30 protein-coding genes are annotated in these 26,465 nt (G+C 73.5%); 17 read left to right on the top strand and 13 right to left on the bottom strand.

Annotated elements, in window-relative coordinates; translation table 11 throughout:
- Positions 1–57: 57 nt before the first annotated feature.
- Positions 58–396, bottom strand: coding sequence for an ATP-binding protein (locus HCN08_RS03420; protein ID WP_167981346.1), 339 nt, complete (start codon positions 394–396; stop codon positions 58–60).
- Between the two features lie 234 nt (positions 397–630).
- Entirely contained in the window at positions 631–1,575 is a 945-nt protein-coding gene (locus HCN08_RS03415; RefSeq protein WP_167981345.1) for a hypothetical protein, read from the bottom strand.
- An 87-nt stretch (positions 1,576–1,662) separates the two neighbouring features.
- Between HCN08_RS03415 and dapE the strand changes: the two genes are divergently transcribed.
- The 3 genes from dapE (at position 1,663) to HCN08_RS03400 (ending at position 4,826) form a co-directional block, all read left to right on the top strand.
- Positions 1,663–2,739 (top strand): succinyl-diaminopimelate desuccinylase, encoded by a 1,077-nt coding sequence (gene dapE, locus HCN08_RS03410; RefSeq protein WP_167981344.1) that lies wholly within the window; start codon positions 1,663–1,665, stop codon positions 2,737–2,739.
- Between the two features lie 178 nt (positions 2,740–2,917).
- Entirely contained in the window at positions 2,918–3,991 is a 1,074-nt protein-coding gene (locus tag HCN08_RS03405) for an alpha/beta hydrolase (RefSeq protein ID WP_167981343.1), read from the top strand.
- Positions 3,992–4,007: 16 nt separating this feature from the next.
- Positions 4,008–4,826: an LOG family protein gene (locus tag HCN08_RS03400; RefSeq protein WP_167981342.1), complete on the top strand. Its 819-nt coding sequence runs from the start codon at positions 4,008–4,010 to the stop codon at positions 4,824–4,826.
- A gap of 84 nt (positions 4,827–4,910) precedes the next feature.
- On the opposite strand, the gene folP is transcribed toward HCN08_RS03400, so the two are convergent.
- Complete coding sequence (gene folP, locus HCN08_RS03395) at positions 4,911–5,723, bottom strand: dihydropteroate synthase (RefSeq protein WP_167981638.1); 813 nt, start codon at positions 5,721–5,723, stop codon at positions 4,911–4,913.
- Positions 5,724–5,862: 139 nt separating this feature from the next.
- Here folP and HCN08_RS03390 point away from each other — a divergent pair, with 139 nt between their 5' ends.
- Positions 5,863–6,285 (top strand): DivIVA domain-containing protein, encoded by a 423-nt coding sequence (locus tag HCN08_RS03390; protein ID WP_167981341.1) that lies wholly within the window; start codon positions 5,863–5,865, stop codon positions 6,283–6,285.
- The gene (locus tag HCN08_RS03385; protein ID WP_167981340.1) at positions 6,278–6,862 is read left to right on the top strand and encodes a DNA-3-methyladenine glycosylase I; all 585 of its coding nucleotides are present in this window, start codon (positions 6,278–6,280) and stop codon (positions 6,860–6,862) included. The genes HCN08_RS03390 and HCN08_RS03385 overlap by 8 nt, the downstream gene beginning before the upstream one ends.
- On the opposite strand, the gene HCN08_RS03380 is transcribed toward HCN08_RS03385, so the two are convergent.
- On the bottom strand, positions 6,863–7,645 hold the full coding sequence (locus HCN08_RS03380) for an enoyl-CoA hydratase-related protein (RefSeq protein ID WP_167981339.1): 783 nt from the start codon (positions 7,643–7,645) through the stop codon (positions 6,863–6,865).
- Positions 7,646–7,836: 191 nt separating this feature from the next.
- On the opposite strand from HCN08_RS03380, the gene HCN08_RS03375 reads away from it, so the two are divergent.
- Positions 7,837–8,004 carry a DUF3117 domain-containing protein gene (locus tag HCN08_RS03375; protein WP_073493047.1) on the top strand — a complete coding sequence of 56 codons (168 nt, stop codon included), beginning with the start codon at positions 7,837–7,839 and terminating at the stop codon, positions 8,002–8,004.
- 216 nt (positions 8,005–8,220) lie between these two features.
- On the opposite strand, the gene HCN08_RS03370 is transcribed toward HCN08_RS03375, so the two are convergent.
- Positions 8,221–8,901: an O-methyltransferase gene (locus HCN08_RS03370; RefSeq protein WP_167981338.1), complete on the bottom strand. Its 681-nt coding sequence runs from the start codon at positions 8,899–8,901 to the stop codon at positions 8,221–8,223.
- Between the two features lie 163 nt (positions 8,902–9,064).
- Here HCN08_RS03370 and sigE point away from each other — a divergent pair, with 163 nt between their 5' ends.
- The 4 genes from sigE (at position 9,065) to HCN08_RS03350 (ending at position 12,366) form a co-directional block, all read left to right on the top strand.
- The gene (gene sigE / locus HCN08_RS03365) at positions 9,065–9,835 is read left to right on the top strand and encodes an RNA polymerase sigma factor SigE (protein WP_167981337.1); all 771 of its coding nucleotides are present in this window, start codon (positions 9,065–9,067) and stop codon (positions 9,833–9,835) included.
- The gene (locus HCN08_RS03360; RefSeq protein ID WP_167981336.1) at positions 9,832–10,899 is read left to right on the top strand and encodes a zf-HC2 domain-containing protein; all 1,068 of its coding nucleotides are present in this window, start codon (positions 9,832–9,834) and stop codon (positions 10,897–10,899) included. The genes sigE and HCN08_RS03360 overlap by 4 nt, the downstream gene beginning before the upstream one ends.
- 126 nt (positions 10,900–11,025) lie before the next feature.
- Positions 11,026–11,538, top strand: a complete 513-nt coding sequence (locus tag HCN08_RS03355; RefSeq protein ID WP_167981335.1) for a sec-independent translocase — start codon at positions 11,026–11,028, stop codon at positions 11,536–11,538.
- Between the two features lie 216 nt (positions 11,539–11,754).
- Entirely contained in the window at positions 11,755–12,366 is a 612-nt protein-coding gene (locus HCN08_RS03350; protein ID WP_167981334.1) for a hypothetical protein, read from the top strand.
- 123 nt (positions 12,367–12,489) lie between these two features.
- Here HCN08_RS03350 and HCN08_RS03345 read toward each other — a convergent pair whose 3' ends face one another.
- From HCN08_RS03345 to HCN08_RS03335, 3 genes are read right to left on the bottom strand one after another with little or no spacing between them, the layout of a single operon-like run.
- Positions 12,490–13,665 (bottom strand): Mrp/NBP35 family ATP-binding protein, encoded by a 1,176-nt coding sequence (locus HCN08_RS03345; RefSeq protein ID WP_167981333.1) that lies wholly within the window; start codon positions 13,663–13,665, stop codon positions 12,490–12,492.
- A gap of 32 nt (positions 13,666–13,697) precedes the next feature.
- Complete coding sequence (locus HCN08_RS03340; RefSeq protein WP_167981332.1) at positions 13,698–14,291, bottom strand: DUF1003 domain-containing protein; 594 nt, start codon at positions 14,289–14,291, stop codon at positions 13,698–13,700.
- Complete coding sequence (locus HCN08_RS03335; RefSeq protein WP_167981331.1) at positions 14,281–15,720, bottom strand: magnesium transporter MgtE N-terminal domain-containing protein; 1,440 nt, start codon at positions 15,718–15,720, stop codon at positions 14,281–14,283. The genes HCN08_RS03340 and HCN08_RS03335 overlap by 11 nt, the downstream gene beginning before the upstream one ends.
- A 226-nt stretch (positions 15,721–15,946) precedes the next feature.
- Between HCN08_RS03335 and HCN08_RS03330 the strand changes: the two genes are divergently transcribed.
- Positions 15,947–16,714 carry a hypothetical protein gene (locus HCN08_RS03330; RefSeq protein ID WP_322974199.1) on the top strand — a complete coding sequence of 256 codons (768 nt, stop codon included), beginning with the start codon at positions 15,947–15,949 and terminating at the stop codon, positions 16,712–16,714.
- 206 nt (positions 16,715–16,920) lie between these two features.
- On the opposite strand, the gene HCN08_RS03325 is transcribed toward HCN08_RS03330, so the two are convergent.
- The gene (locus HCN08_RS03325; RefSeq protein WP_167981330.1) at positions 16,921–17,460 is read right to left on the bottom strand and encodes a hypothetical protein; all 540 of its coding nucleotides are present in this window, start codon (positions 17,458–17,460) and stop codon (positions 16,921–16,923) included.
- A 135-nt stretch (positions 17,461–17,595) separates the two neighbouring features.
- On the opposite strand from HCN08_RS03325, the gene HCN08_RS03320 reads away from it, so the two are divergent.
- Entirely contained in the window at positions 17,596–18,567 is a 972-nt protein-coding gene (locus HCN08_RS03320) for a DMT family transporter (protein ID WP_265738148.1), read from the top strand.
- A 76-nt stretch (positions 18,568–18,643) separates the two neighbouring features.
- Here the strand turns inward: HCN08_RS03320 and HCN08_RS03315 are convergent, their stop codons facing one another.
- On the bottom strand, positions 18,644–19,780 hold the full coding sequence (locus HCN08_RS03315; protein ID WP_167981329.1) for a magnesium and cobalt transport protein CorA: 1,137 nt from the start codon (positions 19,778–19,780) through the stop codon (positions 18,644–18,646).
- Positions 19,781–20,202: 422 nt separating this feature from the next.
- Here HCN08_RS03315 and HCN08_RS03310 point away from each other — a divergent pair, with 422 nt between their 5' ends.
- Positions 20,203–20,787 (top strand): suppressor of fused domain protein, encoded by a 585-nt coding sequence (locus HCN08_RS03310; RefSeq protein WP_167981328.1) that lies wholly within the window; start codon positions 20,203–20,205, stop codon positions 20,785–20,787.
- Between the two features lie 58 nt (positions 20,788–20,845).
- The gene (locus tag HCN08_RS03305) at positions 20,846–21,367 is read left to right on the top strand and encodes a GNAT family N-acetyltransferase (RefSeq protein ID WP_167981327.1); all 522 of its coding nucleotides are present in this window, start codon (positions 20,846–20,848) and stop codon (positions 21,365–21,367) included.
- Here the strand turns inward: HCN08_RS03305 and HCN08_RS03300 are convergent.
- On the bottom strand, positions 21,333–22,595 hold the full coding sequence (locus HCN08_RS03300; protein WP_167981326.1) for an MFS transporter: 1,263 nt from the start codon (positions 22,593–22,595) through the stop codon (positions 21,333–21,335). The genes HCN08_RS03305 and HCN08_RS03300 overlap by 35 nt on opposite strands.
- A gap of 196 nt (positions 22,596–22,791) precedes the next feature.
- Between HCN08_RS03300 and HCN08_RS03295 the strand changes: the two genes are divergently transcribed.
- From HCN08_RS03295 to HCN08_RS03285, 3 genes are all read left to right on the top strand, one after another.
- A complete protein-coding gene (locus HCN08_RS03295; RefSeq protein ID WP_167981325.1) occupies positions 22,792–23,430 on the top strand; it encodes a DUF6758 family protein in 639 nt (212 codons plus the stop codon).
- A gap of 116 nt (positions 23,431–23,546) precedes the next feature.
- Positions 23,547–24,398 (top strand): PHP domain-containing protein, encoded by an 852-nt coding sequence (locus HCN08_RS03290; RefSeq protein ID WP_167981324.1) that lies wholly within the window; start codon positions 23,547–23,549, stop codon positions 24,396–24,398.
- Between the two features lie 207 nt (positions 24,399–24,605).
- Positions 24,606–25,217, top strand: a complete 612-nt coding sequence (locus HCN08_RS03285) for a MarC family protein (protein WP_167981323.1) — start codon at positions 24,606–24,608, stop codon at positions 25,215–25,217.
- An 89-nt stretch (positions 25,218–25,306) separates the two neighbouring features.
- Here HCN08_RS03285 and HCN08_RS03280 read toward each other — a convergent pair whose 3' ends face one another.
- Both HCN08_RS03280 and HCN08_RS03275 read right to left on the bottom strand, forming a co-directional pair.
- A complete protein-coding gene (locus HCN08_RS03280; protein ID WP_167981322.1) occupies positions 25,307–25,459 on the bottom strand; it encodes a hypothetical protein in 153 nt (50 codons plus the stop codon).
- A 98-nt stretch (positions 25,460–25,557) separates the two neighbouring features.
- Positions 25,558–26,460 carry an alpha/beta fold hydrolase gene (locus tag HCN08_RS03275; protein WP_167981321.1) on the bottom strand — a complete coding sequence of 301 codons (903 nt, stop codon included), beginning with the start codon at positions 26,458–26,460 and terminating at the stop codon, positions 25,558–25,560.
- Between the last annotated feature and the right edge of the window lie 5 nt (positions 26,461–26,465).

The following is a 26,465-nucleotide window of genomic DNA, read 5'->3' as shown; positions in this document are numbered from 1 at the left end:
CCGACGGGACTGAGAGCTTCACGGCTCGCAGTCCCGTCGCACGTGGAGCAGCGGCCATTAAAGCGGCAGGGCGTTCACCGGGAGCTGGTCCGTGGTCGGGAGGGCGCCCGTGTCGGGGAGGGCGCCGGAGACCGGGAGGGACTCGGTGGTCGTGCCGACGAGGCGGCCGGTGGTGTCGGTGGCCTGGGTGGTGCCCTGGGAGGCGAGGGTGGTGGCCTTGTGGGACGTGGTGTCGACGGTCTGGCCGAGCTGCGTGCCGTCCAGGGCGGTGAGGCCGCCGACGCCGGCCTGCTGGGGGGCGGCGGCGTGGGCGGCGCCCGCGCCGAGGAGGGGGGCGGCTGCGGCGCCGAGGAGGAGGGCGGCCTGGGCGATCCGGCGCGAGAGGGGGAGGGACATGGTGCTCCTTGCGGCGTGGTCGGAAACGACGCCGTGCCTATCGGATCGGCCGCCGGAAGAGTTGCGGGCCTCCCGGGTAAAGAGTAGGTAATGCGTCGCATAATAGTCATCCGGCACACCGGATATAACGGACGGCTCATATGACCGGCCGTCAGCCTGAAAAAACGTCACGGCCTCATGTTTCGCCGTCCACCCACCGCCCCGGGGAATTCCCCGCACGAGTGAGCCCGCGTACTACTGCGCGACCGTGATCGTCACGAATCCGCCGGGAGCGGCGGCCCCCGCAGCCTTCCCCTTGCCCGCCGGCGGCACCTTCTGCCACCCCGCCCCGGACCGCGCCGCCTGCCAGCGCATACCGTCGAAGGCCACCTCCGCCACCTTCAGCTCATGCGCGTGCGCCACCGACCACTGCGCCAGCTGCCACCCGCGCCGTGCCGTCACCGCCGCCGTGCCGCCCTTGGCCGGCGCCGCCGGCAGCGACACCGTCACCGGCGGCGCGCCCGCCGTCCGCGGCCGGGCCTGGACGCCGAACTCCCGGGTCAGGGAGGCCGCGACGACCGCCGGGCTGCCCGGCGCGCCGCCCGCGCTGTCCGCCCGGTCCGCGCCCGTCGTGCAGCTCAGCGCGCCCGCCGCATGCCCGGTCAGCGCCGTCGTCAGCAGCGTCGCGTCCGCCTCGTGCTTGGCGTACGCCTCCGGGTAGCCGCTCTTCTGCACCTTCTGCGCCGCCACCGTCAGCGGCAGCCCCTCGTACCCGTGGATCTTGACCAGCGCGCTGTAGAAGGCGCCCGTCGCGTACACCGGGTCGAGGATCTGCTGCTCGGTGCCCCAGCCCATCGACGGCCGCTGCTGGAACAGGCCGAGCGAGTCGCGGTCGCCGTGGTCGATGTTGTCCAGCCGGGACTCCTGGAGCGCGGTCGCGAGCGCTATCGTCACCGCCCGGTCCGGCAGCCCGCGCGACATCGCGACCGCGGCGATCGTCGCGGCGTTCGCGGCCTGGGACTGCGTCAGATCCAGCGACCTGCCACCGGACCGCACCGTGCAGCCGGCCTGCGGCGTCTTCTTGCCGGTGAAGTGGTAGGCCACATACCCGGCGACGGCCAGCACCAGCAGGAAACCGAGCGCGCGAAGGACACGGCGGCGCGGACGAGGGCGCCCGGAAGGGGCGTCTGACGTGGGCACACGGCGAGGGTACCGGCTCCGCCGCGCGGCCCGCGCCGGGCGAGCCCGGGGCGGGGAGGCCGCCCGGAGCGCATAGGCTGCGGCGTCATGGACAGCGGACTCGGCGGACTCGACCTGACGACGGATGTAGGCGCCCTCACGGCGGCGCTGGTGGACGTGCCCTCGGTGAGCCGCGAGGAGAAAGCCCTCGCCGACCTCGTCGAGCAGGCACTGCGCGGCCTGCCGCACCTGAGCGTGGACCGCGACGGCGACGCGGTCGTGGCCAGGACCCACCTCGGCCGGCCCGAGCGGGTCGTGCTCGCCGGCCACCTCGACACCGTGCCCGTCGCCGACAACCTGCCCTCCCGGCTCGACGCCGACGGCGTGCTGTGGGGCTGCGGCACCTCCGACATGAAGGCCGGCCTCGCCGTCCAGCTCGCACTCGCCGCCCGCCTCACCGCGCCCAACCGCGACCTGACCTACGTCTTCTACGACGCCGAGGAGATCGCCGCCGAGTACAACGGCCTCGGCCGGCTCGTCGAACGGCACCCGGACTGGCTCACCGGCGACTTCGCCGTGCTCATGGAGCCCACCGGCGGCCGGGTCGACGGCGGCTGCCAGGGCACCCTGCGGGTCCGGGTGCAGACCACCGGCAAGCGGGCGCACTCCGCGCGCAGCTGGCTGGGGGAGAACGCCATCCACAAGGCCGCCCCGATCCTCGCCCGGCTCGCCGGGTACGAGCCGCGCCGGGTCGAGATCGACGGCCTGGTCTACCCCGAGGGCCTCAACGCGGTGATGATCGAGGGCGGCCACGCCGGCAATGTGATCCCCGACACCTGCGCCGTCACCGTCAACTACCGCTTCTCGCCCGACCAGAGCGAGGCCGACGCCCTGGAGCGGGTCCGCGGCGTCTTCGAGGGCTTCGACGTCGTCCTCACCGACAGCGCCCCCGGCGCCCTGCCCGGCCTGTCGCACCCCGCCGCCGCCGCCTTCGTCGCCGCCATCGGCACCCCGCCCGCGGCCAAGGAGGCGTGGACCGACGTCGCCCGCTTCTCCGCCCTCGGCATCCCCGCCGTCAACTACGGCCCCGGCGACCCGACGCTCGCCCACACCCGCGAGGAGCACGTCGAGGTCGCCGCGATCCACGAGGCCGAGCGCCGGCTGACCGCCTGGCTCACCGCCTGACCCGACCCGGCCGGCCGACCGACCGACCCCCCTCGCGGCACCCGCCCGGCGTGGATCACCCGCCCGCCGGGCAACCGAACCGGGGTGCGCTCCGGTCCTTCCCCCCGGCATGGTGTGATCGGATACGTCCGGTCCGGGCGGGTCCGGGAGGGGCCGGGACAGGGGGGGAGGGGGCCGCATGGGACTGACCAGCGGCTGGTTCGCGGCGCTGCTCGTCGCGGCGGCCGTCGCCGCGGTGGCCGGCGCGCTGCTGCTGTGGCCGAGGGTGCGCGGGCCGCGCCCGGTGCGGTTCGGCGCGCGGATCGGCCTGATCCTGCTGTGCCAGGTCACCGCGATCGCCCTGGTGATGGTCACGGTGAACAACCAGTACGGCTTCTACGCCTCGTGGGACGACCTGCTCGGCCGCGCCAACTCCGGCGGCGGCACACCCGCCCCCGGCGCCTCCGCGACACCCCAGGTGCCGGACTACACCGTGAAGTTCACCCCCTACACGCAGGGCTTCCAGCGGGCCACCGTCCGCGGCTGGCACAGCGGCACCAAGGGCGACGTCATCGTGTGGCTGCCCCCGCAATACGCCAAGCCGGGATTCGCCCACACCCGTTTCCCGGTCATCGAGGTGCTGCACGGCATACCGGGCACCCCGCACAGCTTCCTGCGCGGCATGCGGCTCGGCCGGATCATGCAGGACCAGATAGCGGCCGGCCGCGCCGAGCCGGCGATCCTGGTGCTGCCCACCATCACCCCGGACCGCGTCGACACCGGCTGCGCCGACGTCGCGGGCAAGAGCGAGGTGGCGACCTGGCTCACCGACGACGTCGTCGCGACGATCGCGCACAACTTCCGTACGCTGCCCGCGCCGCGCGGCTGGGCGGTGATGGGGATATCCACCGGCGGCTACTGCGCGGCCCGGCTGGTCCTGGACCATCCCGAGACGTTCGCCACCGGCGCCGCGCTGGCCCCCGACGACCCGACGCACGGCGTGCGCTGCCCGGTGTGGCTGGAGCAGACCAGCACGCCCCGCGTGCAGCTGCTGGTGGAGTCCAGCCGGCAGGACCCGGAGAGCCCGCCGCGGTTCGCCGACGCCATCACCGCCGCCGCCCGGCCGCCGACCCGGGTCAGCACGCTGCGGCTGGACCGCGGCGGGCACAACTGGAACACCTGGGGCCGGATGTTCCCCGACGCCTTCACCTGGGTCAGCGCCCGGCTCGAAGCGCCCCGGGCCGTCCCTCTGGACCCCTCGGCGGCACCGTGATGCGTAGGCTGCCGATATGACAGACGCAACCCAAGAGCAGGACGGCCGCGACGAGGCGGAGCGGGCCGCGGCGGCGGCCACCGCGGAGGCGGAGCAGCTGCCGTACGGCAGGAGCTGGCCCGAGCGGCACACCGGGCCGGTCGTCCGGCGGCGCGGCCAGGTGCAGGCCGGCACCACCGACCAGCGGCTGCTGGACAGCCACGGCCCCTCCGACTGGGTGCACGGCGACCCGTGGCGGGTCATGCGCATCCAGTCCGAGTTCGTCGAGGGCTTCGGCGCGCTCGCCGAGCTCGGCCCGGCCGTCAGCGTCTTCGGCTCGGCCCGCACCCCCGTCGACTCGCGCGAGTACGAGGCCGGCGTCCGTATCGGCCGGGCCCTGACCGAGGCCGGCTTCGCCGTCATCACCGGCGGCGGCCCCGGCGCGATGGAGGCCGCCAACAAGGGCGCCCTAGAAGCCGGCGGCGTCTCCGTCGGCCTCGGCATCGAGCTGCCCTTCGAGCAGGGCCTCAACCCTTACGTCGACATCGGCGTGAACTTCCGCTACTTCTTCGTCCGCAAGACGATGTTCGTCAAGTACGCGCGCGGCTTCGTCGTGCTGCCCGGCGGCTTCGGCACCCTCGACGAGCTGTTCGAGGCGCTCACCCTCGTGCAGACCAAGAAGGTCACCCGCTTCCCGATCGTGCTGTTCGGCACCGACTACTGGGGCGGCCTGGTGAGCTGGATCAAGGGCAGCCTGGTCGCCGAGGGCAAGGCGTCGGCCGCCGACCTGGAGCTCTTCCACGTCACCGACGACGTCGAGGACGCGGTGGAGCGGGTCACCAAGGAGAGCGCGTAAGCACATCGCGCCCGGCTCAGGCCGACCCGCGGCTCAGGCCGGTCCGCGGCTCACGCCGGTCCGCGGCGCACGCCGATGCGCGGCTCACGCCAGCCCGCGGCGGGCGACCGCGGGCGGGCGGTGGCCGGCCAGCGAGGCGACCATGTCCAGCACCTGCCGGGTCTCGGCGACCTCGTGCACCCGGTAGACCCGGGCCCCCAGCCACGCCGACACCGCGGTCGTGGCGAGCGTGCCGATCAGCCGCTCCTTGACCGGGCGGTCCAGCGTCTCGCCGACGAAGTCCTTGTTCGACAGCGACACCAGCACCGGCCAGCCCGTCGCCGTCATCTCCGGCAGCCGCCGGGTCGCCTCCAGCGAGTGCCGGGTGTTCTTGCCGAAGTCGTGCCCCGGGTCGATGAGGATGCCGTCCCGGCGCACTCCCAGGCCCACCGCCCGCTCGGCGAGCCCGCACGTCACCCGCAGGATGTCGGCCATCACGTCCTCGTACCCGACCCGGTGCGGCCGGGTACGCGGCCGGGCGCCGCCCGCGTGCGTGCACACCAGCCCCACGCCGTGCCGGGCGGCGACCACCGCGAGGTCCGGGTCCACGCCGCCCCACGCGTCGTTGAGCAGGTCCGCGCCCGCCGCGCACACCGCCTCGCCGACCTCGGCCCGCCAGGTGTCCACGCTGATCACCACGTCCGGATGCCGGCGCCGCACCTCGGCGACGAAGCCCGCCGTCCGCCGGATCTCCTCCTCGGGGCTCACCTCCGCGCCGGGACCCGCCTTCACCCCGCCCACGTCGATGATCGCCGCGCCCTCCGCGACCGCCCGCGCGACCCGTTCCAGAGCGGGCTCGTCGGTGAAGGTGGCGCCCTGGTCGTAGAACGAATCGGGCGTACGGTTCACGATCGCCATGATCACCGGCTCCCGCTCGCCGAATTCCCGGGTCCCCAGCCGAAGTGCCACTGCCGCTCCTCATCTCAGACTCATGCGATCGTGGCACGATCGTGCCTGACATGACGGCAGGCCCCCAGGCCGGACTCCGGGAGACGACTTGTTCTGGTTCATGCTCATCGCGCTCGTCGCGGTGGTCGCCGCGGTGGCACTGGCCGTGCTCGGCGACGGCGGAGCGCTGCGGGACGCCGGCACCGACCGGCTCGACGACCGGCTGCCCGCCGACCGGCCGCTGGTCCGCACCGACATCGACGCCGTACGACTGCCCACCGCGGTACGCGGCTACCGCATGCTCGACGTCGACGAGGTCCTCGACCGGCTCGGCGCCGAGCTCGCCGAGCGCGACGCCCGGATCGCCGAGCTGGAGTCCGCGCTCGCCGGCGACGCCCCGTACCCGGGCGACCACGGCCTGGCGAGCGCGCCCGGCGCGACGATGACGCTGCGCAAGGACGAGCCGGCGCCCGGCGGCAGCGGCGAGCACGGCGGCGGCCACGAGCACGGCGGGAGCGGCGCGGGTGAGTGAGCCGGTCGGCGTCGTGACCGGCGAGGACGGTCTCCCGCGCTGCCCGTGGGGGCTGTCCACGCCGGACTACGTCGCGTACCACGACCACGAGTGGGGCGTGCCCGTGCACGGGGACGACGCGCTGTTCGAGCGGGTGTGCCTGGAGGCGTTCCAGTCCGGGCTGTCGTGGATCACGATCCTGCGCCGCCGGGAGACCTTCCGGGCGGCGTTCAAGGGCTTCGCGATCGACGCGGTCGCGGAGTTCGGCGAGGCGGACCGCGAGCGGCTGCTCGCCGACCCCGGCATCATCCGCAACCGCGCCAAGGTCGACGCGGCGATCGCCAACGCCGCCGCCGCCCGCGCCCTGCGCGACGACGGCGGCCTGGACGCCCTGATCTGGTCCTTCGCCCCCGACCCGGCCGCCCGCCCGGCCCCGCGCGGCACCGGGGACGTCCCCGCGACGACCCCGGAGTCGGTCGCCCTGGCCAAGTCCCTCAAGAAGCACGGCTTCCGCTTCGTGGGCCCGACCACGGCGTACGCCCTGATGCAGGCGTGCGGCCTGGTCAACGACCACCTGGCCGACTGCGCGTACCGCTGATCACAGCCCCGTGAAGTGCGGCGGGCGCTTGGCCACGAACGCCGAGACCGCCTCGCGGTGGTCGGAGGTCGCGCCCGCGGCGGACTGGAGCTCGGCCTCCAGGGCGAGGGTGTCGGGCAGCGAGTGGGCGGCGCCGTAGGCCAGCGCCCGCTTCATCGCGGCGTACGCGTGCGTCGGGCCCTCGGCCAGGCGGCGGGCCACCGCCCGCGCCTCCACCGCGAGGTCCACGGCCGGCACGACCCGGTTCGCGAGGCCGAGCGCGGCGGCCTCCACCGCCGGGACGGACCGCGGGAAGAGCAGCAGCTCGGTCGCCCGGGCGTGGCCGACGAGCCGGGGCAGCGACCAGGACATCCCGGAGTCGGTGGAGAGCGCGACCCCGGCGAAGGACGTGTTGAAGGACGCGGTGTCCGCGATGACGCGGTAGTCCGCCGCGAAGGCGAAGCCCGCGCCCGCGCCCGCCGCGACCCCGTTCACGGCGGCGACCACCGGCTTGGGCATCGTCGCGAGCGCCAGCGCGATGGGGTTGTAGTGGTCGGCGACCGTGGTCATCCCCCCGCCCGCCTCCAGCGTCGCGACATGCTCCTTGAGGTCCTGCCCGACGCAGAACGCCTTGCCCGCGGCGGTGAGCAGCACCGCGCGTACGGCCTGGTCGCGGCCCGCCTCCTGGAGGGTGTCGCGCAGCTCCACCTTGGTCGCGGTGTCCAGCGCGTTCATCGCCTCCGGGCGGTTCAACGTGACGGTGGCGAGCCCGTCGGACACCTCGTACAGCACGCGGTCGGCCATGTCGTCAACCCCTTCGTCGCGGCAACGGTCCAGGCCAGGATGCCGGACCGGTGAGCCGAATCACCGGGTGGCGCGGATGTCGATTGTGGAACGGACTGCCACCGCTGTTGGTCATCGGGCTGGTCGATGCGGGATAATGGCCGAGAACCAATGTGTTCGAGTCCGAGCTGGTTTCAGGAAGGGGAACGAGCATGGCGGCCATGAAGCCGCGGACGGGTGACGGCCCGCTCGAGGTGACCAAGGAGGGGCGGAGCATCATCATGCGCGTTCCGCTCGAGGGCGGCGGGCGGCTTGTCGTCGAGCTGACCCCGGACGAGGCGGATGCCCTGGGCGATGCGCTGAAGAAGGCCATCGTCTGAGCCCATCGCTCCCCTGGATCTCCCGTCGCGGTCACATACAGAGCCTCGTATGTGATCGCGACCCTTTTTTGCCGCCTTCTCGCCTCCGGGGGCTTCTATCCGGTGTCGACGGTCGATCGTGCTCGGTCCTTCGTCCCTCAGGACCTCCGCGCGTTCTCCCTTTCGACACCGGCGCCCCCTTTGGCTCGCCGGCTACAGGTTTTGCGGCGGAGCCGGTCAGCGGCGGACGGCGCAGAGGAGGCCGTCGTCGGTGGGGAGGAGGACGGGGGCGAGGCGGGGGCTGTCGCGGACGGTGCGCATGAGGTCGCGCAGGGTCTGGGACTCCGGGTCCTGGTGGGCGGCGTCCAGGGCGCGGCCCTGGGCGAAGGCGCCCTCGAAGCAGAGCACGCCGCCGGGGCGCAGCAGCCGCAGCGCCTCCGCGAGGTAGTCCAGGTACTCCAGCCGGTCGCCGTCGCAGAAGACCAGGTCGTACGCCCCGTCGGTGAGCCGCGGCAGGACGTCGAGGGCGGCGCCGGGGATGAAGCGGGAGCGGTTCGCGGCGAAGCCCGCCTCCCGGTAGGCCTCGCGGGCGAGCTGCTGGCGGTCCGGCTCGGTGTCGACGGTGGTCAGGACGCCGTCGGGCCGCATGCCGCGCAGCAGATGGATACCGGAGACGCCGGTGCCGGTGCCGATCTCGACGACGTACTTCGCGTTGCCCGCCGCGGTCAGCAGCCGCAGCGCCGCGCCCGTACCGGGCGAGACGGGCCGCAGGCCGGCGGCGTGGGAGCGGGCCCTGGCGCGTATGAGGGCGTCGTCCTCGGCGACGAACGCGTCGGCGAACGCCCAGCTCGCCTGCCGGTTGCCGGTAATGGCCCTCTCCTCGTCGCCGACTGTGCCCGGTGGCCGTCTGATGACCATGTGTGGGCCGCCCGGGCGACTGTATCCGTTGGGCACGGGAACCTGCTGATGGGACCGCGCGTTAGGAAGGGCGAAGGCACAAGGGCGGGAGTCCGCGGCAGCGGAGCGGGCCCCGGCCCCGAGGCAGCAGTGCATTTATCCGGAGCTAACGGGCGAGGTGGCTATGGTAGAGGCTCTACTGGACACCACCAGAGCCGACAGGGGAGGTGCGGCTGCGGCCGGTGACCGCAAAGTGCTTCCGCGCTTTCGCCGGTCCGCCGGACAGCCGAAATCCGTGACCAAGAATGCTGACGCCCGTTCACGTGACGACGACTCCCCGACCGCGACCGCTACTTTCGCCACCGACGGGGATCCTCAGACGTGGACTCCTCCCTCCTGGGAGGAGATCGTCAGCACGCACAGTGCCAGGGTCTACCGGCTGGCCTACCGCCTGACCGGCAACCAGCACGACGCGGAGGACCTCACGCAGGAGGTCTTCGTCCGGGTCTTCCGTTCCCTGTCCACCTACACGCCCGGCACGTTCGAGGGCTGGCTGCACCGCATCACCACCAACCTGTTCCTCGACATGGTGCGGCGCCGCCAGCGCATCCGCTTCGACGCCCTGGGGGAGGACGCGGCCGAGCGCCTGCCCAGCCGCGAGCCGTCCCCCGCGCAGCACTTCAACGACACCCACTTCGACGCGGACGTCCAGCAGGCGCTGGACACCCTCGCGCCGGAGTTCCGGGCCGCGGTGGTGCTGTGCGACATCGAGGGGCTGTCGTACGAGGAGATCGCGGCGACCCTGGGCGTGAAGCTGGGCACGGTGCGCAGCCGCATCCACCGCGGTCGCTCCCACCTGCGCAAGGCTCTGGAACACCGGGCGCCCGGCGCCCGGCCGGCCCCCGCACTCGCTGCCGTCGCACCGCAACCTTGCGTGGAGGGCGGGAGAGCGTGAGCAGTAGCGGTTCGGGCGAGCAGCGCGCCAGGCGCACCGCCGCCGCGGAGCAGCATCTGGGCGACCGGCTGGCCGCGTTCGTCGACGGCGAGCTGGCGGACGACGCCCGGGACCGGGTCCAGGCGCATCTGGCGACCTGTCCGCAGTGCAAGGCCGCGGCCACCGAGCAGCGGCGGCTGAAGAGCGTCGTGGCGGGCTCGGAGCTGCCCGCCATCTCCGCGGGCCTGCTGGCCCGGCTCCAGGGCCTCGCCGCGTGTGGCCCGGACGGGCCCGGCGGTCCTGGCGGCCCCGACGGCGACGGCAAGCGCGGCCCCCTCGGCATGCGGGACGTGCACGATGTGCAGGACGTCCCCGGGGGCCCGGACGGCGGGGCGCGCCGCGGGCCGTTCGACGGCGGCCTGCTCGGCTCCGGGGTCTCCGGTGTCCTCGGCGGCGGCCGTCGCCGGCCCTCGTATCTGTCCCCCGCGCGCGACCTGGTCGCCCCCGGTGACGGCAAGGGCGCCCGGGGCTTCCGTATCCACGAGGTGGCCCGCGGCCTCACCGGCGCCGGCGACCCGGCCGCCGGGCCCGTCACCCCGCTCGACGCCCCCGTACGGGCGCACGGCCCGGCCCGCGGCGGCGCCACGGTGGCGCCCGCGCCGGCCGCCGCGTCCCCGTCCGGCTCGTGGGCCTCGTCCGCGTCCTTCGGTCGGCGGTTCGCCTTCGCCGCGGCCGGCGCCTTCTCGATGGCCGCCATCGCCATCGGCGGCGCCCTCCCGATGGAGGCCGGTGTCGACGGCGGAGCCCACCCCGACGACGGGCCCGCGGTCACTCCCTTCAGCGCCAACTCGGTGACCGACACCCACGGCACGACCCCGCGCGATCTGCTGGACGCCCGCGAGGAGCGGCTGATGCGGCAGGCCGAGGCCGCCCCGTCCCCCTCCGCGCTGGCCGCCCCGCGGACGGTGGCGTCGGTCACATCCGTGGCGCTGGCCGGCTCGCCCGCCGTCCCGGCCGCCTGGTCCGGCGGTGCGCCGACCCCCGGCCCGGTCCCTGCCCTGAACGGCCGGGCGACCGGGCGCTGAGCCGCGCCCTTCACCTGGTGGCGACGTAGTGTTGGCCGCAGCCACTCCCGCGCCGCCCGCGTGGGCAGGTAACGTAAGTTCGCCGGACACAGCCCCCCGGCTGCGGACGTCCCAAGGAGCTGCACGGTGTTCTTCGACATAGGCCCGCTCGAGCTGGTCGCGCTCGTCGTCCTCGCCGTGCTCGTCTTCGGCCCCGACAAGCTGCCGAAGGTCATCCAGGACACGATGCGGTTCATCCGCAAGGTGCGGGAGTTCTCCGACAGCGCGAAGGAGGACATCCGGCGCGAGCTCGGCCCGGAGTTCAAGGACTTCGAGTTCGAGGACCTCAACCCCAAGACGTTCATCCGCAAGAACCTGATGAGCGACGACGACGACGAGTACGGCCTCAAGGAGCTGCAGGACCTCGGCCGCAGTCTGGACCTGCGCAAGGAGATGGCCGAGGTCACGGACGCGGTCAACGGGGTCGAGACCTCCGCCGCGACCACCCGTTCGGCGGGTTCCGGCTCCGCTACCTCGTCCGGTAAGGCTTCCGCGTCCGATACGGGCGGCTCCGGGACCTCCGGGACCCCGGACCGGCTGCGCAAGCGCGAGCAGCTGGACGAGGACGAGCCGCCGCCGTTCGACGCGGACGCGACCTGACGCCGACGTGGACGCCGGTGCGGATGCCGGTGCCGGCGCCGTGGTGGTGCCGTCGCGGCGCCCCGCTGACGTCAACCGGCTCGCGGGATTTCACCCGATCGAGTGGTCATTGTCCGTGTGTTCGCCGTCACCCCACGCCGTTTCGGCCCCCGAACCCACCCAGGGTCGGGCAAGATGGCGAGTCGCCCAGAAGGGCAATGAGGAGGCGCGACCCAAATGGAGACCAAGACCGGCACGACACAGAGCCTGGTCGACGGCTACTTGATGGCCGACTTCCCCTGGTACGGCCTGGACGACGCGTTCACCGGACGCCGCTGGCTGCACACGGTCGGGGCGAGCGGGGACGGCACGGTCGAATACGGCTCGATAGGGCATGGTGACGAGCCCACGCTCAAGGCGGACCCCGCCGACGAGAGCCGGCGCTTCGCGGTGGTCCTGACGGTCGCCCAGCGGCCCCGGCGGCGCACCGCGGACGGTACCGGGCTGCTGGAGGCCACCTCGGTCTCCTCGGCGGCCTGGCTGGCCGGCTCGGGCCTGCTGGCGTGCACCTGGCCCACCACGATGGAGCGGTCGCTGCGCCAGGACTGGCTCGACCAGCAGACCGCCACGGCCTGGGAGCTCGCCGACGACCTCGCCGGCGCGGGCTGGGCCGCCCTCACCCTCCCCGTGGACGGCGAGCCGACGCCCTTCCACTACCGCGAGTCCGCATACGGCTGGGTCCTCGCCGGCTCCGCCCGCGGCGTCCACCTCGGGGCGTACGGCCGCGGTATGAGCGCGTACGGATTGGCCTTGGCGGCCATCCCCGACATCCGCACGTACGACGCGTAGCGCTGCCCCGGAGCCCGCCCCGGGCTGCCCCTTGCGGTGGAACGCGCGACCTTCCCGCCGTCGTGGCTGGTCGCGCAGTTCCCCGCGCCCCTGAAATGCTCACCCTCGCGGGCGGAAACGGCCTCAGAACTTGTTGCGGGGCGTGATGCCCAGGGACATGCCGGAGAGGCCGCGCTGCCGCGCGGAGAGCTTCGCGGCGATGCCGCGCAGGGCCGCGCCCGCCGGGGAGTCGGGGTGCGCGACAGCGACGGGGCGGCCGTCGTCGCCGCCCTCGCGCAGCCGCACGTCGATGGGGATACGGCCGAGGACGGGAACCTGCGCCCCGGTCGTACGGGTCAGGCCCTCGGCGACCCGGTCGCCGCCGCCCGTACCGAAGACCTCGACGATCTCGTCGCAGTGCGGGCACGGCATGCCCGCCATGTTCTCCACCACGCCCACGATCTTCTGGTGCGTCTGCACCGCGATCGAGCCCGCCCGCTCGGCGACCTCCGCCGCGGCCTGCTGCGGCGTCGTCACGACCAGGATCTCCGCGTTCGGCATCAGCTGCGCCACCGAGATCGCGATGTCGCCCGTGCCGGGCGGCAGGTCCAGCAGCAGCACGTCCAGGTCGCCCCAGTAGACGTCCGCGAGGAACTGCTGGAGGGCCCGGTGCAGCATCGGCCCGCGCCACACCACGGGCGCGTTGCCCGGGGTGAACATCCCGATCGAGATCACCTTCACCCCGTTGGCCGACGGCGGCATGATCATGTTCTCGACCTGCGTGGGCCGCCCGTCCGCGCCCAGCATGCGCGGCACGCTGTGCCCGTAGATGTCCGCGTCGACCACGCCGACCTTCAGCCCGTCTGCGGCCATCGCCGCCGCCAGGTTGACCGTCACCGACGACTTGCCGACGCCGCCCTTGCCGGAGGCCACCGCGTAGACCCGGGTCAGCGAGCCCGGCTTGGCGAAGGGGATCTCCCGCTCGGCCTGCCCGCCGCGCAGCGTCTCCGCGAGCCCGCGGCGCTGCTCGTCGCTCATCACGTCCAGCCCGACCCGTACCGCCGTCACGCCCGGCACCGCGGAGACGGCCGTCGTGACGTTCTCGGTGATCGTGTCCCGCATGGGGCAGCCGGACACCGTGAGGTAGACGGTCACCGCGACCGTGCCGTCCTCGGCGATGTCCACGGACTTGACCATGCCGAGGTCGGTGATCGGCTTGTGGATCTCCGGGTCGTTCACCGTGGCCAGCGCCGCGCGCACGGCCTCGTCGGTCGGTGTGGCGGCCGGCGCGGTGCCCGAGCCGTACGTGGTGGTAGCCATACGTTGATGGTACGGCGGGCGCCGCGGGGCGATCAGCGGCCCCGGCCGTCTGCTTCGTCACCCGCCCCCGGGTGGGGGCGCCGGTCGTCGATCTCCTTGAGCAGGTCCTGCAGCTCGGAGCGGATCCAGTCGCGGGTGGCGACCTCGCCGAGGCCCACCCGCAGCGCCGCGACCTCCCGGGTCAGGTACTCGGTGTCGGCGATGCTGCGCTCGTTCTGCCGCCGGTCCTGCTCCAGGTTGACCCGGTCCCGGTCGTCCTGCCTGTTCTGCGCGAGCAGGATCAGCGGGGCCGCGTACGACGCCTGGAGCGACAGGGTGAGGGTCAGGAAGATGAACGGGTAGCGGTCAAAGCGGACGACGTTGGGCGCGAAGACGTTCCACAGCACCCACAGGATGATGACGACCGTCATCCACACGATGAAGCGGCCGGTGCCGAGGAAGCGGGCGACCCGCTCGGAGAGCTTGCCGAAGGCCTCCGGGTCGTAGGCCGGCCACGGCCGGCGGCGCGTGGCGCGCGGCTGGTCCAGCCGCACCCGGGGCCGGGGCGCCGCGGTGGCGCCCGCGGGGCCGCGCGCCGCCGTCCCCGTCCCCGCCGCCCCCGTACGGTCGCGGTCCTCAGCGGCCATCGTCCCCCGCCTCCGTACGGTCGTCGTCGGCCCGGTCGTCGGCCTGCTCGTCGGTCCGCGGGGCGTCGTCGGCCGCGGGAGCGCCGGGGGGCTGCTGGGGGCCGCGCAGCTCGGTCTCCCGCCAGTCCTCGGGCAGCAGGTGGTCCAGGACGTCGTCGACGGTCACCGCGCCGAGCAGCGAGCCGCTGTCGTCCACCACCGGCGCGGAGATCATGTTGTACGTCGCCAGGAAGCTCGTCACCGACGGCAGCGGGGTGTCGGGGTCCAGCGGTTGCAGGTCGGTGTCGACGATCGCGCCGAGCAGCGTGAACGGCGGGTCGCGCAGCAGCCGCTGGAAGTGCACCAGGCCCAGGTACTTGCCGGTCGGCGTCTCGTCCGGCGGCCGGCACACGTACACCTGCGCGGCCAGCGCCGGCGACAGGTCCGGGTGCCGGATCCTGGCCAGCGCGTCGGCGACGGTCGCGTCCGGGCGCAGCACGATCGGCTCGGTCGTCATCAGCCCGCCCGCGGTGCGCTCCTCGTACGACAGCAGCCGGCGGACGCCCGCGGCCTCCTGCGGCTGCATCAGCATCAGCAGCCGCTCCTGCTCGTCGGCGGGCAGCTCGGCGAGCAGGTCGGCGGCGTCGTCGGGGTCCATCGCCTCCAGGACGTCGGCGGCGCGCTCCTCCTTGAGCTTGCCGAGGATCTCGACCTGGTCGTCGTCCGGCAGCTCCTCCAGCACGTCCGCGAGCCGGTCGTCGTCGAGGGCGGCGGCGACCTCGCCGCGGCGCTTGGGGGAGAGGTGGTGCAGGACGTTCGCGAGGTCCGCCGGGCGCAGCCGCTCGAAGGTCGCGACCAGGCTCTCGGCGCCCTGGTCGTCCTCGGCCAGCCGGAAGCCGCTGACCGTGGACCAGTCGACGGTCAGCGTCTCGCCCTTGCGGCGCAGTGCGCCGGGCTTGCCGCGGCGGATGAAGACCTTGTCGATCTCCCAGTCGCGGCGGGCGGGCAGCTGCGCCATCGACACGTCCAGGACGGTGACCTCCTCGCCCGCGTCTTCTCCGGTGGGGCCCGGCGCCATGCCGGCTCCGGCGCCGGGTGCTGTGCCCGTGCCCGAGTCCGCGCCGGTGCCGTGCGGCGTCCAGCGCACCCGGCGGTCCAGCAGCTCGCCGAGCACCAGCGTCTCGGCCGGGCGCTGCTCGAAGCGGCGCAGGTTCAGCACCCCCGTGGTGATCACCTGCCCGGCTTCCACGCCGGTCACGCGGGTCATCGGCAGGAAGATCCGGCGCCGGCTCACGACCTCCACGACCAGGCCCAGCACGCGGGGCGGCCGGCCGCCGACCCGCAGCATCACCACGACGTCGCGGACCCGGCCGACCTGGTCGCCGTTCGGGTCAAAGGCCGCGACGCCGGCCAGGTGGGACACGAAAACCCGCGGGGTGCCTGCGACCATCAGGCCTCCTCAGCGGGTCCTCGCGCTCTGCCGTCCTGCCAGAACAGGCTAACCCGAGCGGATCTTGCCCGCTCCGTGAGTCCCCCGTGTACGCCTTGGGCGTGCCCTGAGAGCCCCGCGTCCGGCCCGCGCGTGCCCTGCGTGGGGCCCGTGCGTGCTCGGTGGCCGGATCGTGCGGTAGCTTCGGGGCGCCCGAAGACCCCGCCCCACGAGGAGTCGAGCCGCCGTGAACCCCGGTCCCCGGACCGCCGCCGCCGTCCTCGCCGGCCTCGTGTCGGCCCCGCTGCTCACCGGCTGCCTCGGCCTGGGCGGCGACCCCGACTCCGGGACGAACGGCGTCGGCAAGCTCCCGGCGCAGACGATCGAACAGAAGGCGAGCAGCGCGGCCGGCTCCGCCACCGCCGTCCGGCTGACCGGCACGGTCGTCAGCGGCGGGCAGACGTACCGGCTCGACATGCGGCTGCGCGCGGACGGCGGCGTCGGCGAGGTCACCACGAAGGGCGACACCTTCCAGCTGCTGCGGGTCGGCGACGACCTCTACCTCAAGGCGAGCGCGGACTTCTACGGCGACGGCGATTCGAAGGACAGCCAGGCCGCCGCGGCCAAGCTCAACGGCAAGTACGTGAAGGTGCCGCCGGGCGACCCGGCCTACCAGCAGTTCAGCGGCTTCACCGACAAGAAGGTGCTGCTCGCGGGGTTGTTCGTGCTGGACGGCGCGCTGCAGGTCGGCGACCACCGCAAGGTCGGCGGCACGAAGACCATCGAGCTGGCCGGCTCCAAGGGCGGCAGCCTCGACGTCTCCCTCAAGGGCACGCCCTACCCCCTCCGCTACCAACGCGCCGGCAACGCGGGCACCCTCACCCTGACCGACTGGGGCCAGGACTTCACCCTCGCCGCCCCGCCGAAGTCCCAGGTCGTCGACTACGGCAAGACGGTGGGCACGAGCCCGACGCCGTCCCCGACGACTTCGGCGCCGGCGCCGGCGAAGAAGTAGAGCTGACCGTCAGGCGGGCTGACGGTCGGGCGGGCTGACGAAGGGCCCGCAGGTGATTCTCAGCCGTGCTGACGGTCAGGCGCGCTGATGTGCGGGTGGACCGGATGAGCGAGCCGGGAGAATAGTCAGGCGGGCTGACCGTCAGGCGGGCTGACGAAAGGTCGCCGTCGATGCTCAGCCGCCCTGACGGTCAGCACGCCCGATGGTCAGCCGCGCTTGCGGCGGCGGGTGAGGAGTTTGGGGAGGCCCGCGGGGATCGGGTGGCGGGTGGTGGCTGGGGTGGGGCGTGGGGGAGCGGCGCCGGAGGCGGTGGGCATCGCGCCCGGGTGCTCGGCGGGCGGGCCCTCGGGGGTGAGGCGGAAGAGGGTGCACTCGCGGGCCCAGCGCTCGGTCGCGGTGTCGGCGTCCGCCGAGTTGAGCCGCTTGGTGCGCAGCTCCGTGACCGCCGCGCGCCATGGCTCGGAGTCCGCGGTGACGACCGCCGCCCGGCCCTGCCAGCCGACCAGGCGCCCGCCCTTGTCCTTGCTGCGGACGGTCACCGAGGCGACCGCGCCGTCCGCGAGCCCGGGGGGTGCGGGCTGCTCGACGGGGCCGCCGGTCAGGACGTACATCGCCCCGTCGATCCAGGCGTGCCACACCGCCCGGCCGTTCACCCACACCAGCCCCGACTTCTTCGTGGCCTCCTCGACGAGCGCGGCGAGTTCACCGCTCGTGGGCGCGGGGGCCGGGGGCGTGGCAGGCGTCATGCCCTCAGGGTAGGGGGCGCCGCGCCCGGCCCCGCATCCCGGGGCGTGGAATGACAGGTGCTCAGGGCGGTTACGGGCCTTACGCTGGTGGCGGCCCAGCCCGTCCCGCCCCGTCGTCGTCCCCCAGGAGCCACGTTGACCGCCCCGCAGAGCACGTCCGCCGCGGTTCCGGGTCCGGTCGAGCCGGCCTCGGGGGCCGCGCCCGCCGTCGGGGGCGGGGCGGCGCCGGTCGGGGCCTCGCGGGGAGCGGACTTCGCACTGCTCGCCGTCGCCATCGCGGGCGTCTCGATGTCCGCGCCGCTGATCGCCGCGACCACCGCGCCCGCGCTGGCCATCGCCTTCTGGCGCAACGCCATGGCCGTCGGCGTGCTCAGCCCCGTCGCGCTGTGGCGGCACCGCGGGGAGCTGCGCCGAATGGGCCGCCGGGCGCTGACGCTCTCGACCGGCGCCGGCGTCGTCCTCGCCCTGCACTTCGGCCTGTGGCTGCCCAGCCTGACGATGACCTCCGTCGCGACCTCGACCGCGCTGGTCACCACGACCCCGATCTGGACCACCCTGATCCTGCGCGTCCGCGGCCACCGCCCGCCCGCCCTGGTGTGGGCGGGCACCGCGCTCGCGGTGTGCGGCGTGCTGATCCTCACCGGGATCGACATGTCGACCGACACCCGCGCCCTCGCCGGTGACGCCCTCGCGCTCGCCGCGGGACTCGCCGCCGCGGTGTACATGCTGCTGGGCGCGGAGGTCCGGCGGACGGCGACGACGACCGCGTACACGTACGTCTGCTACTCCACGACCGCACTCGCGCTGCTCGCCGCCTGCCTGGTGTCGGGCTCGGCGCTCGGCGGCTACGACGGGCGGAGCTGGCTGAAGATCGCCGCGCTGACCGTGGTCGCCCAGCTGCTCGGGCACTCGCTGCTCAACCGGGTCGTACGCGGCCTCGGCCCGTCCACCACCTCGACGGCGATCCTGCTGGAGACGCCGGGCGCGGCGCTCATCGCCGCACTGTGGCTCGGCCAGACGCCGCCGGCCGCCGCGTACCCCGCGCTCGCGGTGATCCTCGCCGGGCTGGCCCTGGTGGTGCTGGCCGACGTCCGCCGCGACGCCTGAGCCGCCAAGCCCCGGAGCCCCTGGCCCCGCGCCCTGAAGCCCCGCGCCCCGCCGCGGACCCGTTCCCGTAAGGCCGCTACAGCCACCCGTTGCGACGGAAACCACGGTGGATCGCGTAGCAGATCGCGAGGATCACGCCCAGCACCGCCGGGTACCCGTAGCGCCAGCGCAGCTCCGGCATGTGGTCAAAGTTCATGCCGTAGACGCCGGTGATCATCGTCGGGACGGCCAGGATCGCCGCCCACGCCGTGATCTTGCGCATGTCCTCGTTCTGCACGACGGTGGCCTGCGCGAGGTTGGCCTGGAGGATGGAGTTGAGCAGGTCGTCGAAGCCGGTGACCTGCTCGTGGACGCGGGCGACATGGTCGGCGACGTCCCGGAAGTACTTCTGGATCTCCGGGTCGACCAGCCGCATCGGCCGCTCGCCCAGCAGCTGCATGGGCCGCAGCAGCGGCGACACCGCCCGCTTGAACTCCAGCACCTCGCGCTTGAGCTGGTAGATACGGCCCGCGTCGCCGCCGCGCGAGGACTTGCCGGGCTCGGCGGAGAAGACGTCGATCTCGACCTCGTCGATGTCGTCCTGGACGGCGTCCGTCACCGCGAGGTAGTCGTCGACGACCTGGTCGGCGATCGCGTGCAGCACCGCCGAGGGGCCCTTGGCGAGCAGCTCCGGGTCGTCCTCCAGCCGGTGGCGCAGCGCCCGCAGCGAGCCGTGGCCGCCGTGCCGCACGGTGATGACGAAATACCGGCCGGTGAAGACCATCACCTCGCCGGACTCCACGACCTCGCTGGTCGCGGTCAGCTCGGCGTGCTCGACGTAGCGGATGGTCTTGAAGACGGTGAAGAGGGAGTTGTCGTAGCGCTCCAGCTTCGGCCGCTGGTGGGCGTGCACCGCGTCCTCCACGGCCAGCGGGTGCAGCCCGAACTCCTCGGCGATGCCGGCGAACTCCTGCTCGGTCGGCTCGTGCAGCCCGATCCACACGAAGCCGTCACTGCCGTCGCACTGGTCGGACGTCCGGCCGCCGCGTACCGCCGACAGCGCCTCGCGCAGCCCGGCGATGTCGGTGCAGCGCACCCCGCCGCGGTAGACGGCGCAGTCCACGACGGCGCTGGTGGCGGTCGCGGTGTCACGTGTCGGGCCGTAGTCGTGCGATGCGGGGGACTTGCGCAGGGCCGGGCGTACGACTGCGCGAAGATCACGGATCATCGACATGGCAAGCTCCTTCACGGACTGGCCGACGGCATCACGCCGCACTGAACTGAAAAGCTGCTGATCTTGATCAGAAAAGGGCGATCACCGGGAGGTGGGGAGGTGATCGCGCGGCAGTTCAGGGCGCTCTTCGGGAGGAGCGCGCTCCGCAGGGGCACGACGGGCCGGGAAGGCCGCGTTTCACGGTTTCACGGCACGAGGGCCGGGTATGGAACGCGGGGGATCAGCGGGTCACACTGCGCGCGGGGCGGCGGCGTACGAAGAGCTGCCGGTACTGCACGGTCGACTAGGATCCATGTCAGTCCCCACCTCCTCCGGCCGGTCCCCGCTGGGGGAATGGACTTGCGCGAACGCCCTACCTTAGCAAGCGCAGGGTACGCCCCCGCGCCGCCGGATGCCGTCCTGACGCGTTCTATGCTCGCGGCATGGGTGAGATTTTGCCGTCCGTCGAGGAACGGCTCAGGTCCGTCTTCGGGGCGCCGGAGGCCCGGGCGGCCGTGACCTTCCTGGGCGCCGAGCGCATCGAGGTGCTCCGCTTCGCCGACGGCCCGCTGCTGCGCTACGCCACCCTCGGCATGTCCGCGCAGCCCATGGCCGACCCCCTCGCCCCGGTCGCCGACCCCGAGCGCGGCCCCCGCGCGGAGGTCGTCCTGACGCTACGGGCCGGCCGCGCGGACACCTCGCCGGTGCTGCGCCCCCTCGCCATGGCCGCGGCGTCCCCGCAGGTCGAGGGCGTCGTCCTGGCCGACGGCAACACCCTCGACTTCGCCGCCCCGCTCTGGCCCGGCGCCCCCTTCACCGCCTTCCTCGCCGCCACCCCCGGCACCCTCGTCCCCGACCTCCCCCTCCCCGCCCCCCTCGACCCGGTCCGCTTCTACCCCCTGACCCCCATGACCCCGGCCGAAGCCGCCTTCAAACGCGCAAAGGGCGCCGAAGCCCTCCGCACCCTCTGGTCCACCCACTCCACCGACCTGACCGACCCCCTCCGCCGAGCAGTCCCCCTGACCTGAGCCACCGCCGAGCCGACGACCGGGGGGCTGCGGCGGGCGTGCCGGGTAGGGTCGGGCGATGCCTGAACTGATGCTTCTGCGGGCGGACCACGCCGCGGCGGTCCTGGACTTCGAGACGGCGAACCGCCGTTACTTCGCCGGCTTCATCTCCGACCGCGGGGATCACTACTTCGAGCGGTTCGACGAGCGGTTCGAGGCGCTGCTGGCCGAACAGGCGGACGGGGTCTGCGCGTTCTACGTGCTGGTCGACGAAGACGGCTCGGTCATCGGCCGGTTCAACCTCTTCGACCTCGACGACGGCTCCGCGGACGTCGGTTACCGGGTCGCGCAGCGCGCCGCCGGGCGCGGGGTGGCGACCGCCGCGCTGGGGGAGTTGTGCCGGCTGGCGGTGGAGCGGCACGGGCTCCGTACGCTGCGGGCGGCCGTCGCCCACCAGAACCCGGCGTCCCAACGCGTCCTGGCCAAGGCCGGTTTCGCCCCCGTGGGCCCGGCCGGCCCGGCCGACCTCGGGGGGAAGCAGGGCAGTTGGTACCAGCGCGACCTCGTCAGCGGACCGGGGTCGGGTGGGGGGACGGGGTGAGGTGGTGGTGGCGGGTGGTGATGATGGCCGTGGCCGTGACGGCGGCGAGGGCGGCGATCACGAAGGGGATGTGGATGTCGGTCCACTCCTCGATCTTCGGGGCCAGGTACGGGGCCGCCGCCGCGGCGAACCAGCGGACGAAGTTGTAGCCGGCGCTCGCGACGGGGCGGGGGGCGGGGGAGACGCCGAGGGCGAGTTCGGTGTAGACGGTGTTGTTGACGCCGATGAACGCGCCCGACAGCACCGTGCAGGCGATCGCCGTGGTGTGGGAGCCGTAGCCGAGCACGACCAGGTCCGCCGCGAGCAGGACCAGCGACGCGCCCAGCACCTTCAGCGAGCCGAAGCGGGACTGAAGGCGCGGCGCGACGATCACCGAGAAGACCGCGAGCAGCACGCCCCAGCCGAAGAACACCGCGCCGGAGCGGTAGGGCGACATGTCGAGCACGAACGGCGTGAAGGCCAGCACCGTGAAGAAGGCGTAGTTGTAGAAGAACGCCGAGGCCGCGGCGGAGGCGAGACCGCCGTGGCCGAGGGCCTTCAGCGGGTCGAGCACGGAAGTGCGGCGGGCGGGCCTCGGCTGCTCCTTCAGGAAGAGCGAGATCGCCACGAAGCCGATCGCCATGAGCACGGCCGTGCCGAAGAACGGGTAGCGCCACTTCATGTCGCCGAGCACCGCGCCGAGCAGCGGGCCGCAGGCCATGCCGAGGCCGAGCGCGGACTCGTACAGCAGGATCGCCGAGGCGGCGCCGCCGGTGGCCGCGCCGACGATGACGGCGAGCGAGGTCGAGACGAACAGCGCGTTGCCCAGGCCCCAGCCCGCGCGGAAGCCGACGAGCTGGCCGACGCTGCCGGAGGTGCCGGCGAGCCCGGCGAAGACCACGACCAGCGCGAGACCGGCGAGCAGCGTCTTCTTGCCGCCGATCCGGCTGGAGACGAAGCCGGTGACCAGCATCGCGAACGCGGTGATCAGGAAGTAGCTGGTGAAGAGGAGCGAGACCTGGCTGGGCGAGGCGTCCAGGCCCTTGGCGATGGACGGCAGGATCGGGTCGACCAGCCCGATGCCCATGAACGCCACGACGGCCGCGCCGGCCGTCGCCCACACGGCGGTGGGCTGGCGCAGCAGGCCGGCCTTCTCCGGGCCCTCCTCCTTGCGCGCCGGGTTCTCGTGCGCCGGGTTCTCGTGCGCCGGGCCGGCCAGGCCCTCGGCGGTGTCGGTGGCTGGCTGCATGGCCCGCGTTCCCCTCTGGCCGGCGGACGGCCGGGACGGTGGAAGTAGTTGGTGACTACACGAATAATAGGTTGGCAATGGCAACTAGTGCAAGGTGCATCTAGTGGGCGAGGGGTGGGGCGGGTGGCGGAACGTTCCCCTCCGGACGGGTGATCGTCCTTGACGCGGGCACATGGCTGGAGGACCGTGGGGATTTATGAGGGGCGAACCCAGTTGCCCGAAGTGCGGTGGCAGGGTCAGGGCGCCCGGCCTTTTCGCCGACTCCTGGCAGTGCGACGCGCACGGCACGGTGTATCCGCTGCAACCGGTCGTCCCGCCGAGCGTCGAGGGCCTCGGCGTGGTCGTCAACCGGTCGCAGGTGCCCGTGTGGATGCCGTGGCCGCTCCCGGTCGGCTGGCTCTTCTCCGGCGTCGCCGCCGCCGGTGACGACCGCAGCGGGGGCCGCGCGACCGCTGTCGCCTGCTCGGGCCCCGGGCCCTTCGGCGGGCCCGGCGAGCTGATGCTCATCGCCGAGGAGCTGGGCGTCGGGCTCGGCGCGCGCTACGCCGGCATCGACGGGGTGGACCCCGGCCCCGCCATGTGCGTCGACAAGCCCCCGCACGCCAAGGTGCTCGCCGCCGGCCGCCCCACCGCCCTGTGGCACGTCGACGGCGCCCCCGCCGACCGGGTCGTCTTCGCGGGCGAGGCGCGCGGGCTGTGGCTGTGGGCCATCGTCTGGCCCGAGGAGACGGGGCTGCTGATGTACGACGAGCTGGTCCTGACGGACCTGCGGGACGCCGGCGCCGAGGTCGAGCTGCTGCCGTGCGGCGCGCTGACGCCCCGGCTGCTGAGCTGAGCCGTACGCCCCGGAGGCCGGCGGCGTGAGCTGCGCAATACCTGCGAATCGCAGGCTCGGGCGGGCGCTATCCTTTTCTTCGTCCCCTGTCCGCGCCGTCCCCGGGAGCCCGTGCCGTGCGCATCGACCTGCACACCCACTCCTCGGCGTCCGACGGCACCGACACCCCCGCGGAGCTGGTCCGCAACGCCGTGGCCGCCGGGCTCGACGTCGTCGCCCTGACCGACCACGACACCGTCGCCGGGCACGCGGAAGCCACCGCCGCGCTCGCCGGTACGCCGCTCACGCTCGTGCCCGGCGCGGAGCTGTCCTGCCGGGTCGACGGGATCAGCATGCACATGCTGGCGTACCTCTTCGACACGACCGAGCCGCGGCTGCACGCGGCCCGCGAACTCGTCCGCGACGACCGGGTGCCGCGGGCCCGCGGCATGATCGCCAAGCTCCAGGAGCTGGGTGTGCCCGTGACGTGGGAGAGGGTCGCGCGGATCGCCGGCGACGGCTCCGTGGGCCGCCCGCACATCGCCACGGCGATGGTCGAGCTGGGCGTCGTCCCCACGGTCTCCGACGCGTTCACCTCGCAGTGGCTCGCCAACGACGGGCGGGCGTACGTCGAGAAGCACGAGTTCGATCCCTTCGAGGCGGTGGCTCTCGTCAAGGCGGCGGGCGGGGTGACGGTGTTCGCGCACCCCGGTGCGCACAAGCGGGGCGAGACCGTGCCGGACGAGGTCATCGCGCGGCTCGCCGCCGCGGGGCTCGACGGGCTGGAGGTCGACCACACGGACCATGACGCCGGGACGCGGGAGCGGTTGCGCGGGCTCGCCCGGGAGCTGGGGCTCTTGGCGACGGGGTCGTCGGATTACCACGGCTCCCGGAAGACGGTGGAGCTCGGGGCGTGTACGACCTCGCCGGAGGTCTACGCGCAGATCGCCGCGCGGGCTTCGGGGGCGCAGCCCATCTCCGAGGTCTAGCGACCTCGGGGCTTCTTCCGCCCGGGCTGCCGCGCCCGCAGTCGCCGGACCTTCCGTCCGGCGGGGGGCTGGTCGCTTCGTTCTCCCCCAGAGCTTCGCCCGGGGGCACCCCCACGCAGCCCCCGGTTTCCTGCCCCGCGCGGCAGGGGCGCCCCTCGCCGCGCCCTCACTACATTCGCTCGCCCTCTGACAAACGAAAGCTCAGCCATGTTCGACCTCACCCTGTTCGGGTCCGTGTTCTTCACGTTGTTCGTGATCATGGACCCGCCCGGGATCACCCCCATATTCCTCGCCCTCACCTCCGGGCGGGCGGCCAAGGTGCAGCGGCGGATGGCGGCGCAGGCCGCGGGCGTGGCGTTCGGGGTCATCGCCGTGTTCGGGGTCTGCGGGCAGCAGATCCTGGACTACCTGCATGTGTCCGTGCCCGCCCTGCGGGTCGCCGGCGGGCTGCTGCTTCTGCTCATCGCACTGGACCTGCTCACCGGCAAGGCGGACGAGCCGACGCAGACGCGGGACGTGAACGTCGCGCTCGTGCCGCTGGGGATGCCGCTGCTCGCCGGGCCGGGGGCCATCGTCACCGTCATCCTCGCCGTGCAGCACGCCGACGGGATCGGCTCCCAGGTGTCCGTGTGGGCGGCGATCCTCGCGATGCACGCCGTGCTGTGGCTGACGATGCGTTACTCGCTGGCGATCATCCGGGTCATCAAGGAGGGCGGCGTCGTGCTGGTGACGCGGCTGTCCGGCATGCTGCTCTCGGCGATCGCGGTGCAGTCCGTCGCCAACGGCGTCCTCGGGTTTGTCCACGGCCAGGGCGCCTGAGCCTGCCGTGGCGGGCCGGCGCGCGCGGGCAAACGAAAGCGCCCCGTACGTACACGATGTACGGGGCGCCGGAACGTTGTGTCGTCGCGTCAGTCCGTGAGAGCTTCCGCCGGTCGGATGTAGATGCGCTGCCCGATGGCAGCGGCCTGCTGCACGATCTTGTTGACCGCGGAAGCGTCCACGACGGTGCTGTCCACCGCGTCGCCGTTCCGGTCGTCGAGCCGCATGATCTCGAAGCGCATAGGGCTTCTCCCTTCCTCCCTCGTTACATGTGTGGTCAACGAACACCCCCTTCAAAACATTCCCTACTCTAAATAAAAACCTTCGGCGGGCCGACTGCTTATCCCGCTTGTCCCGCCACCGTGCCCTCGTCCGCCCAGAACGCCACCAGCGCGGCTGCCGTTTCCGCAGGTCGCTCGGCGTTGGGGGAGTGCTCCGCGCCCTTGATCACGACGCGCCTGGCGCCCAGCCGCTCCGCCATCGCGTCGAGCAGCGGGACCGGCCATGCGTAGTCCACCTCCCCGGACAGTACGAGCTTCGGCAGGGGTATGGCGGCAAGTTCCGCGACCCGGTCCGGTTCGGTCATCAACTGGCGGGCGGTGGCGATGAGTTGTTCCGGGACCGTACCGATCCAGCGGCGGTGCAGGAAGTCGTCGAGCCAGGCCGGTCCGACCGGGGTGGTGCTGGTGTCGGCGGAGTCCAGGGAGCGCATCGCCCACCAGGCGGTCTCCATGTCCATCGTCGGCAGGTGGTCGATCAGCAGCTGCGTCCTGAGCTGCTGGTCCGGCGCGATCTCCGCCGGGCCCGAACTCATCAGCGTCACGGAGGAGAAGGGGCCCGGGCCGGCCGCGAGCAGGGCGGCGCGGACGAGGTGGCCGCCGAGGGAGTGGCCGAGGACGTGCAGCGCGGCGCCCGGGGCCTGCGCGGCGAGCGCGTCGGCCTGCGCGCGGACGTCCGCGGCGAGCTCGCGCTGGGCGTACGCCGCCTCGTCGCGCGGCCCCGGCGTCTCGTACTGGCCGCGGCCGTCCACCGCGACGACCCGGAAGCCGGCCGCGGAGAGCGGGGCCAGCAGGTCGAGGAAGTCCTCCTTGCTGCCCGTGAAGCCGGGGACGAGCAGTGCGGTGCCCTGCGCGGGCGCGTCCGGCGCGGGGGCCGCGTCCAGGACGGCGAAGGACCCGCGCGCGGTCTCCAGCCGGTGCGCGGTCGCGCGCTCGGGCAGTCGCAGAGTGCTCGGTCGGCTCATGCAGT

It is taken from the genome of Actinacidiphila epipremni, assembly GCF_012034175.1.
Lineage (GTDB): Bacteria > Actinomycetota > Actinomycetes > Streptomycetales > Streptomycetaceae > Actinacidiphila > Actinacidiphila epipremni.
The sequence above is the reverse complement of the archived record's forward strand: the minus strand, read 5'-3'. Positions and strand labels throughout refer to the sequence as shown.

Bases quoted from the DNA above. Each gene is read 5' to 3' on its own strand.
- HCN08_RS03420 (WP_167981346.1), bottom strand. From the start codon at position 396: ATGTCCCTCCCCCTCTCGCGCCGGATCGCCCAGGCCGCCCTCCTCCTC.
- sigE (WP_167981337.1), top strand. From the start codon at position 9,065: ATGGTAGAGGCTCTACTGGACACCACCAGAGCCGACAGGGGAGGTGCG.
- dapE (WP_167981344.1), top strand. From the start codon at position 1,663: ATGGACAGCGGACTCGGCGGACTCGACCTGACGACGGATGTAGGCGCC.
- HCN08_RS03275 (WP_167981321.1), bottom strand. From the start codon at position 26,460: ATGAGCCGACCGAGCACTCTGCGACTGCCCGAGCGCGCGACCGCGCAC.
- HCN08_RS03325 (WP_167981330.1), bottom strand. From the start codon at position 17,460: ATGACGCCTGCCACGCCCCCGGCCCCCGCGCCCACGAGCGGTGAACTC.
- folP (WP_167981638.1), bottom strand. From the start codon at position 5,723: ATGGCGATCGTGAACCGTACGCCCGATTCGTTCTACGACCAGGGCGCC.
- HCN08_RS03345 (WP_167981333.1), bottom strand. From the start codon at position 13,665: ATGGCTACCACCACGTACGGCTCGGGCACCGCGCCGGCCGCCACACCG.
- HCN08_RS03300 (WP_167981326.1), bottom strand. From the start codon at position 22,595: ATGCAGCCAGCCACCGACACCGCCGAGGGCCTGGCCGGCCCGGCGCAC.
- HCN08_RS03350 (WP_167981334.1), top strand. From the start codon at position 11,755: ATGGAGACCAAGACCGGCACGACACAGAGCCTGGTCGACGGCTACTTG.
- HCN08_RS03375 (WP_073493047.1), top strand. From the start codon at position 7,837: ATGGCGGCCATGAAGCCGCGGACGGGTGACGGCCCGCTCGAGGTGACC.
- HCN08_RS03370 (WP_167981338.1), bottom strand. From the start codon at position 8,901: ATGGTCATCAGACGGCCACCGGGCACAGTCGGCGACGAGGAGAGGGCC.
- HCN08_RS03380 (WP_167981339.1), bottom strand. From the start codon at position 7,645: ATGGCCGACCGCGTGCTGTACGAGGTGTCCGACGGGCTCGCCACCGTC.
- HCN08_RS03280 (WP_167981322.1), bottom strand. From the start codon at position 25,459: ATGCGCTTCGAGATCATGCGGCTCGACGACCGGAACGGCGACGCGGTG.
- HCN08_RS03340 (WP_167981332.1), bottom strand. From the start codon at position 14,291: ATGGCCGCTGAGGACCGCGACCGTACGGGGGCGGCGGGGACGGGGACG.
- HCN08_RS03315 (WP_167981329.1), bottom strand. From the start codon at position 19,780: ATGTCGATGATCCGTGATCTTCGCGCAGTCGTACGCCCGGCCCTGCGC.
- HCN08_RS03305 (WP_167981327.1), top strand. From the start codon at position 20,846: ATGCCTGAACTGATGCTTCTGCGGGCGGACCACGCCGCGGCGGTCCTG.
- HCN08_RS03295 (WP_167981325.1), top strand. From the start codon at position 22,792: ATGAGGGGCGAACCCAGTTGCCCGAAGTGCGGTGGCAGGGTCAGGGCG.
- HCN08_RS03335 (WP_167981331.1), bottom strand. From the start codon at position 15,720: ATGGTCGCAGGCACCCCGCGGGTTTTCGTGTCCCACCTGGCCGGCGTC.
- HCN08_RS03405 (WP_167981343.1), top strand. From the start codon at position 2,918: ATGGGACTGACCAGCGGCTGGTTCGCGGCGCTGCTCGTCGCGGCGGCC.
- HCN08_RS03400 (WP_167981342.1), top strand. From the start codon at position 4,008: ATGACAGACGCAACCCAAGAGCAGGACGGCCGCGACGAGGCGGAGCGG.
- HCN08_RS03310 (WP_167981328.1), top strand. From the start codon at position 20,203: ATGGGTGAGATTTTGCCGTCCGTCGAGGAACGGCTCAGGTCCGTCTTC.
- HCN08_RS03285 (WP_167981323.1), top strand. From the start codon at position 24,606: ATGTTCGACCTCACCCTGTTCGGGTCCGTGTTCTTCACGTTGTTCGTG.